The following is a 15,613-nucleotide window of genomic DNA, read 5'->3' as shown; positions in this document are numbered from 1 at the left end:
GTCTAAGGGCCTTCATCCAGCTTCCTCTCCCTTTTGATCGCCTGTTTTTATAAGCTGAATCATCGCCTCTTTCACAGCTGTCTCATTTGGTTCTTTTAAGAGGGTTACAAACGGAAGATGCGACACCCATTCATACCCTTCCATCACCTTATGATCAAACGACCTGAGGACAACACATGGTGTATGTGTAATCGCACAAAAGATCATGCCATGCAGCCGGTCTGTCACGACGACTTGCGCTTGTCTTAACTCGGTCCACAAGGCCGATAATTCCTCTAAGCGAGTTGTTCGATCGACTCGTTTGCCAATTGTCGTCGTGATGAAACCAACTTGATCATACGTCTCTTTGACATGCTGCTGTAGTTGCTGCCGCTCCTTTTGGGTGAGATACGCTTCCTTATCCTCTCGCAGACAAAGCAGAACCCCTTCACGCTTTTGATCCTTTGATGATTCGTCTAATGTCAGCACCATATCAGGCTGTTTCCACACATCTTTATCAGGAAAATGCTGCTTCATCCAATCATAGGTTGTTTGATCTCTCGCCATAAGGAGCAGTCTCGGGTGACGTTTGTACGTTTGAATGGCGCGCCGTTCTTCTCTTTTCCCTCTTTTTGTTTCTGTGAAATGAGCAGTAGCGGGCAGCTGAATGACGGGATAGGACTTGAAGGTGTTCATGATAAATTGCCTTGTCCATTCTTCGTACCGGTATAAATCCCCCATATTACCCCCACCAATGATACAGACGATGTCCTCCGGGTGCCGCATGCTCTTTAACGGGCGGGCGAGTCGATACATCTCTTTCATGTCTACTTCTATGATTTCATAGGCTGGAAAGTGCTTCTTTAAAAAACAATAGCTCGCATAGGCAATGGCATGGTCCCCCAAATTATCATGCGCTGGCAGCAGCGTGAGAATGATTTTTTTCTGATGGCTCATCTCTGGCAGCTTGCGGCGGCTCAGCCTATACTCAAGCGGATATTTGACCTTTAAGAGCAGCCACTCTGCGGCGTGTGCCTTCAATTGCTGTAATGTCAATCTCATCCCCCCTATTTCCTTGTTTGATATTCAATCCATTTTTGATAGCTTGAAGCGGCGGCAGAAAGCGGATGAACCCACTGACACCTGGCAAGAAATAAAATCATTCGTTTTCGAACGGTGAGCTTCGATCGCTCCACTCGTTTGACTGCATGCTGAAAAGCCTCGTGTGTCACCATTTCCCGCATGTGATCAAGCTTTTCCTGGAAGGAGAGGGAATTCTGGCTTTTCCATTCATTGAGCATACAGTGAAGCGTATGATTGACCATAAAAAAATCTAGGGCCTTCTCATACGGAGGCAGCTCATCATGCTCTTTTAAGAACAAGCGCTGTGCATGATAAAAGGTCAGTCCATGCTGAAAATACTGCTTTTGGTATCGCTGCACAATCGATGACAGATGAACCCGGTAATAATAGAGAGGCTCATGAACAAAGGCAATGACACGTGATAAAGAAAAACAGCGCAGCGTCACATACTGATCTTCAATGTTCTCAAGCTCACCCCGCAGTGGAAAACGGATGTGGTGTTCTTCGATAAAAGCACGCCGATACAGCTTATTCCATGAGAATCCAGTGATGGCTCCATGTAATAACGCTTCTATTAAACTCGTTTTATCGGCTGATCGATGGGTTAAAAGAGTCGTTGGTATTGTTCGTTTTGATTGTTCGAATTGAATCCAATACTCACTTACAACAAGATCAGCCCCAGTCATTTCAGCTCTTTCATACAAGGCTTCACAGTAATGAGGAGCGAGAATATCGTCTGAATCAACAAAGGCGAAATACGTCCCTCTTGCTTCTTCTATGCCCCGGTTTCTCACAGCCCCTAACCCTTGATTGGTTTGATGAATCACCCGAAAACGCTTATCACGCTCAGCAAACGCTTCAAGCAATGCTCCGCTGTGATCTGTAGATCCATCATTGACGAGAATGACCTCTATATCTGAAAAGCTTTGATCTGCAATCGATTGAAGGCATTGCTCCACATATTGACTCGTATTGTAGACTGCGACCAATAGACTGATAGCTGGCATTACAGCATGCCCCACCTTTCTTCAAATCTATTTTGTAAAAATCGTTCTATACGGTAAAACAGAAGAATCGAACGGCATCAGCATGATGCTGTACAAAATATAGCAAACAGCAATCCCTACATACATAAAGACATTAGACCGCTGATCAAAAATGCGTGTGAAATATGGCAGTAAAATGAGCTGATATAAACCAAAATAAATATGAAATCTTGCATAAATGACATCCTTTGTTGCAAGAATGCCAAACAAGAAACCAAGCAAGCAGAAATTCACAACGTAATCACTCTCAGGTGTCAGTTCACGAAGTCGTTTTCGATAAAAGAAAGCAAGCAGGAGCGGCAGAATCAATACACCGATTTTTGTCACATTCATTCCATTCGTATTCGTTGTGAGCCATTCCTCATAATGACCATAAGAACTCCCTTGCAGCATCACCACAAACACAGAGATAAAACGGTCATAAAGAGCGGTTAAGCCTAAGAAAATCATGCATAAGACAAACATCATCCATGACCAAGCCTTTGTTCTCACGATAAAATAAACTGGAATCATGATGAGAGCCGATGAATGAAACAACGAACACACAAGAACGAGCGGAAAATACAATTTCCATTCACCATTGATAACGAGCCGGATGGCATAAAAAAGAACCGCAGCCACCATATACTGACGCATTCCATTAAATGAAGCGTAATAATGAAAGGTGCCGAGAAAAAGCAGCATACTGAGCTCAAAGGGCCGTCCATATCGCACCAGCGTCTTGATAATAAAAAAATAGGTGATGACCCCGACCGAGATATACATCATTTGCGGCTCATGTGATAGTTGATTAAGCATCCATAAGATGAACGTAAACCCCGGATCGGTTGCGGCTTTGTCCACACCGAATCCAAATATATGCCAAGGCTTTTCATAGTTGACGGAGAACTCATACATCTGTCCATAGGTCACAAAATCGGTTCCCACTTTGTACCGAATACCAGCTACGATACAAAGAAATAAAAACGGAAAAAACACCAGAAGCTTGTTAGGCCGCCATCCGCTTTGAATGGTATCATCACGCCTGCCGTAAAATGCAGCAAAGCTCGACCATAAATAGACCATGATCATGTTCACCAAATATACCGCCATCTGCCAATCCTTCCTTACAATCCATATACATTCATCACACGTGTGATGTTCTGCTTCACATCAAATCCTCTTTGGCCAAGCTGAGAAGTAATGGTCTCTTGAAGAGGAGGTTCTGCATGATACGCTTCAAGAATCGCTTTCATCCACTCATGTGCTGAATCGCGCAGTGATTTCCGTTTAACGAGTCCGCAGCCTAGATCAACTTCCTCTGTAATGTGATCTGAGATCACACAAGGCAGTCCAGATGCCTGTGCTTCTACTAATACAAGCGGAAGACCTTCAAACAAGGAAGGCATCACAAACACATCAAATGCTTTCATATACTGCGGAACGTCCGATACGACCCCGGTAAAGACAATGTCCTCCATTAATCCTGCTTTTTTCGCATACGATTCGACCACTTGTCTCAGCGGTCCATCTCCTACGAGGACAAGCTGAAATGAGACCCCCTGCTTCTTTAAAGTCTGTGCCAGCTCGATGAAAAAAACATGGTTTTTTTGCTCATGAAATCGCCCAATATGACCAATGACCATTTTCTTTTCATGAAGATGAAGCTGCTTTTTCATCTCCACCTTTTCGTCTGGCCCAGGCTGAAAGAAAAGGTTCAAATCAATCCCATTTGGCAAAACCTCAACTCGTCCATTTTTCATTTTTTTCTGCCCGAATAAAAAAACACCGGCATCTTCGCCACATGCGACGAGCTGTGTAGAAAAGGCAAAGATCAGCTGACGAAACCCTTTGAGCATCAAGTGGTCAAGCCAGGTTGAAGACTGTCTCCAAGCCGTATTATGTGAATGACAAATGCGCACCTTAACGCCCGCAAGTTTAGCAGCAAGTGCGGAAAAACCTGTTTGAAAATCCGTATGTGCATGCACTGCCTGATAAGGTCCTGTTCGCTTGATCGTCTTTGTCAATGTTTTCACAAAAGCCAAAGGAGAGGACGCCCCAATACTTGGGACGTAAAAGATGCGCCCCCCGAGCCGACGAATTTCCTCATCATAATCACAGACATCCTGTCGGTGGGTAATGAAATCAAATTGAAGGACATTTCTGTCGAGTGCACGATAGATGTTCATAATCATCGTTTCTGCTCCGCCGCGGTTCATCCCGCCCACAATATGGAGTACACGCTTTGGCTCACTCATCCCGAATCGTCCTCCTTTTCAGCATAGACGCCTCCAGCTTCCGCTGATGATAAAGCCTCATGGTCTTCGGTGACAAACAGGCCCGGATCACCGGCTTGAGAGCAAATAAATAATCTAACGGCGACAACTTTAATAGCCAGCATGCTTTTAAAACGAGCATGGCATTATCCATGGAATATCGGAACTTTCGGCGCTGAAAGGCCGCTTCATCCTCTCTCACAAGGTATAACGGCTCTTGCAAGTTAAAGCCTTTCCTTCCAGCAGCAAAAAAGCGAATCCAAAGATCGATATCTTCCATACGCCTTGTTGTTTTCACAGAACGATATCCATTTAAAGCCTTGTATGCAGAAGCTCTCATCATAATGGTCCCGTGACAAAAAGGAGTTCCTCTTGCCAGCACCTTTCGATTAGGTTCTGAGGCAAGTGCACGTACGCCCTTCGTTCCAGACTCATCAAAAATCGTCATCGCCGTACCGACCACATCATATTCAGGATGTGTTTCGAGGAAATAAACCTGTGTTTCTAAACGTGTTGACACCGATAGATCATCACCATCCTGTCTGGCGATCAATTCTCCACTCGCTTCAGCTAGACAGCGATTCAGACTGGCGGCAAGTCTTAGGTTGTGTTTATTTCGGATGAGGCGAATTCTTTCAGGATCATGCTTTGTATAAGGCAGTACTTTCTCATAGGTCCCATCTGTTGATGCGTCATCACATATGATGAGCTCCCAGTTTTTATAGGTTTGATGAAGAATCGATTCAATGCTTTCTTCTACTGTCTCTTGGCAATTGTAGACGCCCATGATGATAGACACCTTCGGCTTACGCATGCTGCATCACCTTCTCTGCATGACCCATATAGGTTGTATAAATCTCTTCCATGGCACTCACCGTCTGCTCCTGTGCAAATGCATGAGCCATGGAACGCCCCGCTTTTCCCATGAGGTGCAGCTGGTCCTTTCGGTGATAAAGCTGCTGCAAATAATCAGCTAAACCATTCACATCTTGCGGTTCGACTAAAAAGCCGTTCACTCCATGTTTGATAAGCTCACAGTGCCCTCTATTTTCAGTGGCAATGATCGGCTTCTCAGCAGACATCGCTTCAAGAAGGTTCATGCCGAGCCCTTCTCTCAGACTCGTTGACACACATACATCACTCACATGCATCCATTCCTCGATTTGTTTGCAAAAACCAGCAAATTGGACATGCTGCTCAAGATTCATCTGGCGTACCAGCTTTTCATAGAACGGCCTGCTTGCCCCTTCCCCGGCAAACACGACCTTCACATTCGGTATTTTCCTATACAGCTGTGCACATGCTTTGATGAGCATCCTTTGATTTTTATTGACGTTCAATTCACCAGCACACAGCACGATGAAATCTTGCGGGGTAAATCCATATACTGTACGAAGGCGTTGCTTTTCTTTGTCATCGACAGGTGCAAACCGCTTCATATCCACACCCATGCCGGGAACATAATGGACAGATGCCTTCTCTTTTGACAGACGATCCGCTCTTTCATAGTCTTCTCCATTAATGGTGATGAGCGCGTCTGTATATTGCACGAGCCATCTCTCAATTGGATAATAGAGCAGCCAGTTTTGAAGCGGCGCCCCCTTCCAAAAGTGAAACCCATGTGCGGTGTAAAGAACCTTCGCCCCTTTTTTGCGCGTGCTTTTGGCTGCAAGCCTGCCAATGACACTTCCCATCGGTGTATGACAATGGATCAAGTCGTAATGCTCTTTCTCTAGCAGCTTCTTCAGCTCCACATACGCGAGCCGGTTGCGCAAATGAAAAGGGGAGCGCTGAATCGGAATGGAATGAGCTTGATCCACATGCGGCAGCTCCAGCTGACCATTTGCCGCTGTGTGCACTTCCCATCCTTGTTCCTGAAACCACCGAAAATACGGAAGGTGGAATGCCTTAAAATGATAATCAACCGTTGCGCAAAACAAGACTTTTTTCTTCATTGGCAAGCGTCTCCTCCTCTCTTTTCATCTGTTCAGACAACAAATCATGCGACTCAATGGCAGCAAATAACGCTTGTCTCATTTGCTCGTCACTCATCATGTCAAATTCATGGATAAAGCGGTTCAGCACATATGGATCACCATCCAGTGCGTGACCGATATGAATTTTCGGGAAAATTTGCTCCTGTGCTTTTTCATGCTGGTTGAGTAACTCCTCGTACATTTTCTCTCCGGGACGAATGCCCGTGAAGGTAATCGGAATCTGGTCTGTAGTGTAGCCTGAGAGGTGAATGAGGTTTTCTGCGAGGTCGACAATTTTCACTGGCTCCCCCATATCTAATACAAAGATCTGTCTTCCTTCTGCCAGTGCGCCTGCTTGAATGACCAGCCTTGATGCTTCTGGGATGGTCATAAAATATCTTGTCATGGCTGGATGCGTGACCGTCACCGGTCCACCTTTTTCGATTTGTTTTTTAAAGATTGGTATGACGCTCCCCCTGCTTCCGAGTACATTCCCAAATCGAACGGCCACAAACTTCGTCTCACTGCTTGCCCCCATTTGCATGATCAGCATTTCAGCAAACCGCTTTGTGGCTCCCATTACATTGGCAGGGTTGACCGCTTTATCAGATGAAATGAGGACGAAGGTTTCGATTCCGTGCTCATGTGCGGCTTCTGCAACATTTTTTGTCCCGATAATATTGTTTTTCACCGCTTCTTTCGGACTGATCTCCATGAGCGGGACGTGCTTATGTGCGGCAGCATGATAAATCATATCCGGCTGAAAATGACCAACGATTTCACTCATTTTCTGTTTATCTTGAATATCCGCAATTTGTGGATAGAGGCTGATGCTGCCCTCATATAATTCTTTCAGCTCTAGTAAAATAGAATGAATGCTGAATTCTCCATGTCCCACTAGCACAATCGCTTGAGGGGCAAACACACAAATTTGACGACAGATTTCTGATCCAATCGACCCGCCTGCCCCTGTCACCATGATCGTTTTTCCCTTTAAGTGAACAGATAGACGACTTGTATCTAATTGAATCGGCTCTCTTCCTAGTAAATCCTCTGGCTGTACATCCCGTAATTGATTCAGTGCATGGGTTCCTTTTAAAATCTGCTCCATTTCCGGCATAATCTGTGTTTTGACGCCAGTCGCTACACATTCCTTATACAGCCCTTTTAAGGTGTGGCTGCTTTTGGACGGAATGGCGATGATGATCTTTTGAATATCCATCATCACGACTGCTGTTTGAATATGTTCTTTTCCCCCTAGGACGGGCAGACCCATGATTTCAAGCTTATGCTTCGTCTTGTCATCATCGATGAAGGCGACTGGCTCAATATGGACATCACTCGACTGCTGAAGCTGACGAACAATAATGGCCCCAGCTGATCCGGCACCAATGATTAATGCCCGTTCCTTTTCTATGTGCAGCCGCTTTGCGCCATCATGAAATAGTCTAGATGCCATACGAGATGCCCCGATGAACAAGATATGGAAAAGCCAAACGATGAATAAAAATCGAAATGGCCATGTCTGTACGAAAAGGTACAGCATCGTCATTGAAAATAAAAAAGAACACACAAAGGTTTTCATTAAAGAAAATAGCTCTCTAACCCCTGTATATGCCCATACTTGCTTGTACACGTGAAAAATGTAGGAAAATACATGGTGCCCAATGAGCAGACTGAGCGAAGAAATGACGAGCATTTCAAATGTATATACGGTTAACGCCGCTTCTTGGACAAATTGAAAGCCAAAAAAGACGGCAACTAAGATGAGATATGAATCTAGTGCCACGATAATTGATAATCTTTGGGCGTAAGTCAACGCTCCTCCCCCTTTTTCAATCACTATTCTTACGTCAAATGGGCATCAAACCCGTCCTCACACCCCACTATTGATGACGAGCATCTAAGGCATCTGATATGCCCACAGCAGGATCGAGTGCCTCCGTTGTTAAAGATTAGGAGACATCACCTATCAATCTTTTTAATACATATACAGCCTGCCCTTTTTCTCTTTCTTTCCATTTAGCATAGCGCCAAGCAGTTTGCCTGTTGTTCCTTCTAATACTTCTTTTGACTTCTTTACGGCAGCGATCTTTGTTTTGCCGCTTAATACAACGAGAATGCTTCCATCCGTACGGTTCGCCAGGATCTTCGCATCGGCAACAGGCAGAAGCGGTGCGGAATCAACGATCACCATGTCATATTGCTGTTCAATCTCATAAAATAGCTGCTTCATCACAGAAGAGGAGAGCAGCTCAGCTGGATTCGGCGGAATGGTTCCGCTCGGAAGCAGCTCTAAATGCTCAATCGGTGTAGGTAAAACGGCTTCCTCCAAACTGCAGTTATTTAATAGCACGTTGGTTAAACCCGTGTGATGACTCAGGTCAAAATATTCATGAACGTCCGGCTTTCGCAAATCAGCATCCATGAGCAGGACCCGCTTTTTCTGCTGTGCAAAAACAGCTGCTAAGTTTGCAGCCGCAAATGATTTCCCTTCCTTCGGCAAGGAGGATGTCACCAATATCGACTTCAGCCTTGTTTGGATCGATGTGAATTCGATGTTCGTTCGGATCGTACGAAATTGTTCCGCAATGACAGAGTGAGGATTTAATACAGAAATACAGGATAAATCTCTCTTTTCTCTTTTCTTCCTCTTAAAGATCAATGTTCTGTCCTCCCGTTATGACGGACTGCTTGTCTTTTTTTGCCCTCCTGTCTGCTTGCATCTGATAGACACTGCCGAGCGACGGCAATCCGATCTCTTCTCTTATTTGATGTGTTCGTTTTACAGTATCATCGAGTAGATTCATTAAGAAAATGAGTGTAATTCCTCCTAATAAAGAGGCGCCTAGTGCCAGAACGATATGAACGAATTTCCTTGAATTCATGAGAATCGTGTTGGACAGCTTGGCTTCAGACAAAACATTAATGCGATCCATATTCATGGTTTTTTTGATTTCTTCTTGCAGCACCTCTGTTGCGGTATTAGCAATCGCTACTGCCTTCGCGCGATCCTCATCTTGTACAGAAATATTTATGACCTCAGACTCATTTTCTGTACTTGTGGCAATTTTGTGTTTTAATCCTTCAGCTGATTCTGTGAGATTGAGCGTTTCTTTTACTTTTTCAATGACGATCGGACTTTTTAATAGGACTTGAAAGGTACGTGTATATTGAAGGTTCATCTGAATATCGTTTAAATTCGCTTGTGCGTCATTGCTGCGTTTATGAACAAGAATTTGAGTGGTTGCCTGATATACAGGAGTCGAGACATAGAACTGATAGTAGGCTGAAATGCCCGTTACGATCAGGACAATCAGGATCAGAAGGGCCATTTTCTCTTTAATGACAGAAAACAGCTGCTTAAAACCTATATTCTCATTCATAGATACCTCCCGATTTCATCATAAAAAGGTTATATATGGTTTCTTTTTGTTAATGATTGGATTATAAAAGATAATACCCGCAAAGAAAAATGTCATAATAGGTCTTATAGTTCTTTTTAAAGAACGAAATCGTTCGTTTTCTTTTGTTTACTTCCTGTTTCTTACGTTTTTGAATTTTATAAAGAACAATTTATTTCTTATAATGAACGAAAAGGTCGCAGAACTATTCGCAAGGGAGAAGGGAGATCATTTATCGAATGATAGGCAAGGTGATACGCATTTACCGAAAGAGGAAAGGATACTCGATTCAGCAGCTGGCTGAAGATGCCCATGTTTCTAAGTCGTATTTGAGTAAAATTGAGCGTGGTGTCCATCGGAATCCATCTGTCCAGTTTTTAAAAAAGGTATCCTCTTCACTAGAAATTGATTTACAAGAGCTGTTTGATGCAGAGACGATGATGTTTCATTACTCTGAGGGCGGTGAACAGGAATGGCGGGAGCATATAGTCAATGCCGTCCAATCCGGCATGCCTAAAGAGGGATTATATCAGCTGCTCCAAACCTACCGAAAGGAGCAGGAAGAAAAGACGTTACATGTCACCCATAGAAAGCTGACCGATTCGAATATGTCAGAGTGGAAGCGTCTTATGAGTGAAGCGAAAGCTATTGGCTTAAGCACTGAGGAAGTGAAAGCATTCCTCACCAACATGGGAGAACGCCGGTCGTAAGCCTTTCAGGAAGAATCAAATTGCGGGGAGAGGCGTTTGACGCTTCGATGAAACAGAGCCTTATATCATGAAAAGGCTCTGTTTTCTCTTATTCTTCTTTTTTTGTTCGTGCTTTTTTCGTAATATCATTGTTTTTCCAATAGGCCCATAGTGATGTAATCCCAAGAAAAGCTAAGGTGATGAATTGCTGAACACCTTCTTCATCAATAGGAATTGGGCTTTTTCCCGCAGCGGTTAGAGCACTGTTAACAAGCGCTAACAAAAGCAGCACAAGCCTTGCAATCGTACCTGCACTAATTTTTTGAACTTCCAACTGTATCCCTCCCTTTCCCCTTCACGCGGGCGGTACTGCTCGTTCCCTCTCATATGTATGCAAAAAGCGAATGAATAGAAGAACGAATCAAAAAAAGAGACATCATTCCTATGTGCGGAATGATGCCTTGATTCATGTGCTTTTTATTTAGAAAACATCTCTTTTGCTTCATCCAATGCCATTTTATTGCCTAGTGCTGAGTAATCAAGCCATGGCTGATCAGCGATCGGATAGACTTGGTTTTTCTTCACGGCTTTTAGGCCTTTCCAGATCGGTGTCTGTTCTAACTGTTTGAATGCCTGCTGCGCTTTATCGTCACGGTTGACGACGACAAAAATAGCATCTGCATCATAGTCAGGAAGAACCTCTTGAGAAATCACTTCGAATGGTCTTTTGCTGTCCAGCTTTTTCACACCATCGACAGGTGTGAGACCTAAATCTTCGTATAAAATAGGACCCATTGGACGCTTCATGCTAAATACTCGAAGCTCCTTTGCTGTCACACGGATCGCCATTACTTTTCCGTTTCCAATCTTATGGTGGATGAGTGATTTCACTTCTTTAGCTTCTTGATTGTAATCCTTGATATATTGATCGGCTTCTTTTTCTTTATTGACGAGCTTGCCGATTTTTTTCAAATGATCCCGCCACGTGCCATCATTTAAATTAAACACTTCGGTCTTGGCAATTTTTTTGTATTTCGATAAGTCTTGTCCAGCTAGTTCTTCATCGACATAAATGACATCTGGTTTTAAAGCAAGCAGTGACTCCATGTCTGGATCTGCTGCAATGCCGAGCTTCTTCGTATGGCTCAGCTGCTTTTTCGCATGTGGAAGGAAATCTTTTAAGTCTCCTCCTACGACAGAGCCGGCGGGCTTGATACCGAGTGCTAGTAAGTCATTTGTTAAATGAATAGACAAAGAAGCAATCTTAGGTGTTCCATGATCATTTTGATTTGTCGTATTTTTTGTTTCCTGTTGACCGCAAGCGGCAAGAAGCAAGAAACAGATCGTTAAACCAAACACAAGTAATTTTTTCATGATGGGTTCCTCTTTCATTTTTTATTTCGTTTTTGTCAATAAATAGAGAAAATAAGGGGCTCCGATAAAGGCCACAACCACACCCGCTGGTATGGCATTTGGAGCAAATATGGAACGTCCGATTGTATCGGCGCTGACCAAAATCAACAAACCAAGCAGCGCACTAACCGGTAAAAAATACTGATGCAGTGACCCGACAAGCCGCCTGGCCAAATGCGGGGCGACGAGGCCAATAAAGCCAATTCCGCCTGTCATCGAAACACTTGCACTAGCCAGGCCAACAGCTAAGGTAAGCAAAAAGAGGCGTTTACGCTGGACACGTACACCTACACTTGAGGCGACAGCATCTCCTAACGTCAATGCATTAAGCGTGCTTGACTGCATAAGCGTAAGCGGCACAAGGCATACAATCCAAGGCAGAAGCGCTAACACATGAATCCAGTCTCTCCCCCATACATTGCCCACAAGCCATCTTGAAGCAAACGTGTATGTATCTTCATCAAGCTTCAATGACAAATATAAGGTCAATGCACTAAATCCCGCCGCAACCGCGATTCCTACTAGGATCAGCCGGATGGGAACAAGCCCTTCATGCCGGTCATACGCAAGGAGCACGATGACCGCTGCCGCAAGCAGTCCACCACCAAATGTAAAGAGCGGAATAAGAAGAGATGGATTGCCTTCAAGTGCATGGAAATACGTCACAAAAATAATTAAGCCAAATGCTGCCCCTGCATTCAGTCCAATAATCCCAGGATCGGCCAGTGGATTACGAGATAAACTCTGTAAAATGCCGCCTGCGATGCCAAGACCAATTCCCGCTAGAATGGTCACCACAATTCGTGGCAGACGATAGTCAAACAGCACCGTTTCGCTTTGGAAATCCCCAAAGCCAAATAAGGTTTTGACGACAACGATGGGACTGAGTTTCAGCGTGCCGGTATTTAAACTATACAGCATCACAGCAGCACTCAGACAAATCAAGACGACTGTCACAACAAGAGCACGCTGTTTCTCCTTCATGACAGGTTCCTCCCTTCTTTTCTGGCAATATATAAGAAGAAAGGAACACCGACAAGTGCCACCATCACGCCAATGGCAAGCTCTCTTGGCGGATTCACTGTGCGGCTGGCAAGATCAGCGAAGACAAGCAGCATAGCGCCTAAAATCGCTGACATCGGAATGACGAAACGATAGTTTACACCAACCAGCCTGCGTGCAATATGCGGGATGACGAGCCCGACAAACCCAATGGACCCAACTGCTGATACAGAAACCCCTGCTAATAAGACAGCAGCTGCCATTCCTAGTATTCGCACTTGTCGTGTTTTCACCCCTAAATTCGCCGCTACATCTTCACCGAGCGATAGTAGCGACAGTGAACGCCCTAATAGCATCGCCCATACGATCACAATCAGAATAACCGGGGCGAGAATCGTCAGCTGCGGCCATTTCACACCAGCCACACCGCCTGCATACCAAAAAGCCAGATCCTGACTCAAATCAAAATAAATGGCGATCCCAGAGCTGAGCGCATGAAGCAACGCGGCAACAACTGCTCCCGCAACAGTCAGGCGCATCGGTGTCAATACACCACCAGCTGCCCCAATGGCAAAGATGAGCAGCGTACTCAGTACAGCACCGATAAAAGAAAAAAACATGAGCGCTGAATAAGGCATGCCTGGGAAAAAAGCAAAACAGAGAGCGACAACAAACATCGCACCGCCATTAATGCCCAAAATCCCCGCATCTGCCAGCGGGTTTCTTGTGATGCCCTGCATGAGAGCACCCGCTACAGCAAAGGCTGCTCCAACAAGGGCTGCGCCTAGAACACGCGGAAGTCTTAATTCATGGATGATCTGCTGCTCTGTTACATCTGACTGGTAGTCAAATACAGCTGTCCAAACCGTTTGCAGAGACAATGTTTTTGCACCGTAAGAAACAGCAAAAAACATAGCAGTAAGCAAACCAATGACTGCGAGAAAAAATATCAAAAAGAACAGAATACGTGATGATCGTTTTTGTTGAAGTGTTCGCTTATCGTGCAAAATCGGTGTCATCCTTTTCTTCATTAAAAGTCAATTTGAAAATGAGAATCATAATCATCAAAATTATAGCCGCCAGCCTCTGAAAAATCAATGTACACCCCATTTTTTAATTATTGAAGGTATGTGTGAGACAACAAGATGAGATGATTCTTTTCCTCTGCTTTTTTTTCATTCTGAAAGACCTATCATTTTTTCCGATAGTTTAATAGGAAAATAGTTGACATTCCGCATGAAAATCACCTAAAATTACAAAAGTAAGTCAAATGTTATAAAAATATTACAAACAGATGTCAAACTGATAAAGAATGACCCGTCATGAGAGGAGATTTGAAAGTTGTGTCAGTAAAGGGAAAATGGAGTATCATCTTATTTGCGCTTGCGATCGTCATTGGAGCAGTTGCTTTCTTTCAAAACCAACAAGCAAGCGGTACAGAGAAGAAAAATGTGAAGCAGGATACGAACTATAAAAATGTCGAAATAGTCACTCTCGTAAATGACGGGAAATTTATGAGATATGCAGTCAACTATCCTCTTTTTCACCAAAAAGAGCTAGATGACAAGATTCAAAGCTATGCAAATTCAGCATTAGAGCATTTTAAAAAGACATTCAGTGAAGCAAAGGACATCGATGAAAATAAACGCTTTGAACTGAATATTGATTATGATATGGTGCATTATGCGAAACAATCCGCTGCCATTCACTTTACAACCTATACCTATACAGGTCAGCAAAATGGGACTACTAATCATCTAACGATCAATTTTGATTTTCAGAAAAAAACCTTTCTTGACACAAAAGATTTATTTCTGCCTAAAACCAATTATTTAAAGAAATTATCCTATATTACATACACGGAGCTTCGAAAGGACAAAACCTTGGCTAAGGATCACTCTCTCCTTCAGAAAGGAACAGCCCCTACTGCTCAAAACTTCAGTCAATTTGCCTTGAAAGAGAAATATGTAGAGTTTTATTTCCCAGCTTCTCAAGTAGCCGCAGAGGATCTTGGTCCGCAAACGCTCGCGATCAAAAAGACTTTGCTGAAAGATATCTTGAAGCCAGAATATATAAATAAGACCAAAAATCAGAATGAAATCAAAGAACCGAACCCTAAAAGAAAAGCCGTTAAGCTGCCGCAAAAATCAAAGCTTGATCCGAACAAAAAAGCCATCGCACTCACATTTGATGATGGTCCGAATCCAGCGACAACGACAAAAATCTTAGATGCGCTGAAGGAAAATAAAGGACACGCCACCTTTTTCGTATTAGGCAGCAGGGTCCAGTACTATCCTGGAATGCTTGCTAACATTTTAAAAGGCGGGAATGAGATTGGAAACCATTCTTACAACCATCCTTTATTAACAAGACTGCCTCTCAAGCAAGCGGTGAAACAGGTAAAGGACACGCAGCAGCTGATTGAGAAAGCTAGCGGTTATACACCTACACACTTTAGACCGCCATATGGAGGAACAAATCAAGACATCAATCAAGCGGTTGATATGAAAGTTTCTTTGTGGGATGTTGATCCTGAGGATTGGAAAATTCGTAACAGCCAGCAGATCACAAGCCACGTTCTCTCACATGCAGCAGATGGCAGAACGGTATTAATGCACGATATCTATGAAAGCTCAGCTCGAGCAGCAGTGAAGATCATACATGAGCTCACCAAACAAGGCTACCAGCTTGTCACAGTCAGTGAACTAGAACAATTAAAAAAGGAACGAAATGAACAGGCCCCTGTGCAGTAAACACAGGGGTTTC

15 protein-coding genes are annotated in these 15,613 nt (G+C 43.9%); 2 read left to right on the top strand and 13 right to left on the bottom strand.

Going from position 1 to position 15,613, the window contains the following annotated elements; genetic code table 11:
- Window positions 1-12 precede the first annotated feature (12 nt).
- The 9 genes from R0K30_RS08295 to R0K30_RS08255 all read right to left on the bottom strand — a co-directional run bounded on the left by R0K30_RS08295 (window position 13) and on the right by R0K30_RS08255 (window position 9,725).
- On the bottom strand, window positions 13-1,041 hold the full coding sequence (locus R0K30_RS08295) for a polysaccharide pyruvyl transferase family protein (protein ID WP_249704601.1): 1,029 nt from the start codon (window positions 1,039-1,041) through the stop codon (window positions 13-15).
- A 5-nt stretch (window positions 1,042-1,046) separates the two neighbouring features.
- Window positions 1,047-2,069, bottom strand: coding sequence for a glycosyltransferase family 2 protein (locus R0K30_RS08290; protein ID WP_099727950.1), 1,023 nt, complete (start codon window positions 2,067-2,069; stop codon window positions 1,047-1,049).
- A gap of 27 nt (window positions 2,070-2,096) precedes the next feature.
- Window positions 2,097-3,200, bottom strand: coding sequence for an EpsG family protein (locus R0K30_RS08285; RefSeq protein WP_230030719.1), 1,104 nt, complete (start codon window positions 3,198-3,200; stop codon window positions 2,097-2,099).
- A 14-nt stretch (window positions 3,201-3,214) separates the two neighbouring features.
- Window positions 3,215-4,345, bottom strand: a complete 1,131-nt coding sequence (locus tag R0K30_RS08280) for a glycosyltransferase family 1 protein (RefSeq protein WP_410610031.1) — start codon at window positions 4,343-4,345, stop codon at window positions 3,215-3,217.
- Complete coding sequence (gene epsE / locus R0K30_RS08275; protein WP_099727953.1) at window positions 4,338-5,177, bottom strand: glycosyltransferase EpsE; 840 nt, start codon at window positions 5,175-5,177, stop codon at window positions 4,338-4,340. The genes R0K30_RS08280 and epsE overlap by 8 nt, the downstream gene beginning before the upstream one ends.
- Window positions 5,170-6,318 (bottom strand): glycosyltransferase family 4 protein, encoded by a 1,149-nt coding sequence (locus R0K30_RS08270; protein ID WP_410610028.1) that lies wholly within the window; start codon window positions 6,316-6,318, stop codon window positions 5,170-5,172. The genes epsE and R0K30_RS08270 overlap by 8 nt, the downstream gene beginning before the upstream one ends.
- Window positions 6,284-8,158: a polysaccharide biosynthesis protein gene (locus R0K30_RS08265; protein WP_099727955.1), complete on the bottom strand. Its 1,875-nt coding sequence runs from the start codon at window positions 8,156-8,158 to the stop codon at window positions 6,284-6,286. Before R0K30_RS08265 ends, R0K30_RS08270 begins: the two co-directional genes overlap by 35 nt.
- Window positions 8,159-8,320: 162 nt before the next feature.
- Window positions 8,321-9,004 carry a CpsD/CapB family tyrosine-protein kinase gene (locus R0K30_RS08260; RefSeq protein WP_410610026.1) on the bottom strand — a complete coding sequence of 228 codons (684 nt, stop codon included), beginning with the start codon at window positions 9,002-9,004 and terminating at the stop codon, window positions 8,321-8,323.
- Window positions 8,994-9,725, bottom strand: a complete 732-nt coding sequence (locus tag R0K30_RS08255; protein ID WP_044138999.1) for a YveK family protein — start codon at window positions 9,723-9,725, stop codon at window positions 8,994-8,996. Before R0K30_RS08255 ends, R0K30_RS08260 begins: the two co-directional genes overlap by 11 nt.
- A 257-nt stretch (window positions 9,726-9,982) precedes the next feature.
- Here R0K30_RS08255 and slrR point away from each other — a divergent pair, with 257 nt between their 5' ends.
- Window positions 9,983-10,453, top strand: coding sequence for an HTH-type transcriptional regulator SlrR (slrR, locus tag R0K30_RS08250; protein ID WP_099727957.1), 471 nt, complete (start codon window positions 9,983-9,985; stop codon window positions 10,451-10,453).
- An 88-nt stretch (window positions 10,454-10,541) separates the two neighbouring features.
- Here slrR and R0K30_RS08245 read toward each other — a convergent pair whose 3' ends face one another.
- The 4 genes from R0K30_RS08245 to R0K30_RS08230 all read right to left on the bottom strand — a co-directional run bounded on the left by R0K30_RS08245 (window position 10,542) and on the right by R0K30_RS08230 (window position 13,878).
- Complete coding sequence (locus R0K30_RS08245; protein ID WP_024423530.1) at window positions 10,542-10,766, bottom strand: phage holin; 225 nt, start codon at window positions 10,764-10,766, stop codon at window positions 10,542-10,544.
- Between the two features lie 143 nt (window positions 10,767-10,909).
- Complete coding sequence (locus R0K30_RS08240; RefSeq protein WP_371930243.1) at window positions 10,910-11,809, bottom strand: iron-hydroxamate ABC transporter substrate-binding protein; 900 nt, start codon at window positions 11,807-11,809, stop codon at window positions 10,910-10,912.
- An 18-nt stretch (window positions 11,810-11,827) separates the two neighbouring features.
- On the bottom strand, window positions 11,828-12,829 hold the full coding sequence (locus R0K30_RS08235; protein WP_410610023.1) for a FecCD family ABC transporter permease: 1,002 nt from the start codon (window positions 12,827-12,829) through the stop codon (window positions 11,828-11,830).
- The gene (locus R0K30_RS08230; RefSeq protein WP_370461111.1) at window positions 12,826-13,878 is read right to left on the bottom strand and encodes a FecCD family ABC transporter permease; all 1,053 of its coding nucleotides are present in this window, start codon (window positions 13,876-13,878) and stop codon (window positions 12,826-12,828) included. The genes R0K30_RS08235 and R0K30_RS08230 overlap by 4 nt, the downstream gene beginning before the upstream one ends.
- Window positions 13,879-14,190: 312 nt before the next feature.
- On the opposite strand from R0K30_RS08230, the gene R0K30_RS08225 reads away from it, so the two are divergent.
- Window positions 14,191-15,600, top strand: coding sequence for a polysaccharide deacetylase family protein (locus R0K30_RS08225; protein WP_305881443.1), 1,410 nt, complete (start codon window positions 14,191-14,193; stop codon window positions 15,598-15,600).
- Window positions 15,601-15,613: the final 13 nt, after the last annotated feature.

This window comes from Bacillus sp. SIMBA_154, from assembly GCF_046536015.1.
Taxonomy (GTDB): domain Bacteria; phylum Bacillota; class Bacilli; order Bacillales; family Bacillaceae; genus Bacillus; species Bacillus pumilus_P.
Note: the sequence above shows the minus strand (reverse complement) of the source record. Positions and strands in the feature narration are given on the sequence as shown.

What these genes read in the sequence shown, in the direction of transcription:
- R0K30_RS08270 (WP_410610028.1), bottom strand. Translation starts at nt 6,318, where the DNA reads ATGAAGAAAAAAGTCTTGTTTTGCGCAACGGTTGATTATCATTTTAAG.
- R0K30_RS08295 (WP_249704601.1), bottom strand. Translation starts at nt 1,041, where the DNA reads ATGAGATTGACATTACAGCAATTGAAGGCACACGCCGCAGAGTGGCTG.
- R0K30_RS08255 (WP_044138999.1), bottom strand. Translation starts at nt 9,725, where the DNA reads ATGAATGAGAATATAGGTTTTAAGCAGCTGTTTTCTGTCATTAAAGAG.
- epsE (WP_099727953.1), bottom strand. Translation starts at nt 5,177, where the DNA reads ATGCGTAAGCCGAAGGTGTCTATCATCATGGGCGTCTACAATTGCCAA.
- R0K30_RS08280 (WP_410610031.1), bottom strand. Translation starts at nt 4,345, where the DNA reads ATGAGTGAGCCAAAGCGTGTACTCCATATTGTGGGCGGGATGAACCGC.
- R0K30_RS08285 (WP_230030719.1), bottom strand. Translation starts at nt 3,200, where the DNA reads ATGGCGGTATATTTGGTGAACATGATCATGGTCTATTTATGGTCGAGC.
- R0K30_RS08235 (WP_410610023.1), bottom strand. Translation starts at nt 12,829, where the DNA reads ATGAAGGAGAAACAGCGTGCTCTTGTTGTGACAGTCGTCTTGATTTGT.
- slrR (WP_099727957.1), top strand. Translation starts at nt 9,983, where the DNA reads ATGATAGGCAAGGTGATACGCATTTACCGAAAGAGGAAAGGATACTCG.
- R0K30_RS08230 (WP_370461111.1), bottom strand. Translation starts at nt 13,878, where the DNA reads ATGAAGAAAAGGATGACACCGATTTTGCACGATAAGCGAACACTTCAA.
- R0K30_RS08290 (WP_099727950.1), bottom strand. Translation starts at nt 2,069, where the DNA reads ATGCCAGCTATCAGTCTATTGGTCGCAGTCTACAATACGAGTCAATAT.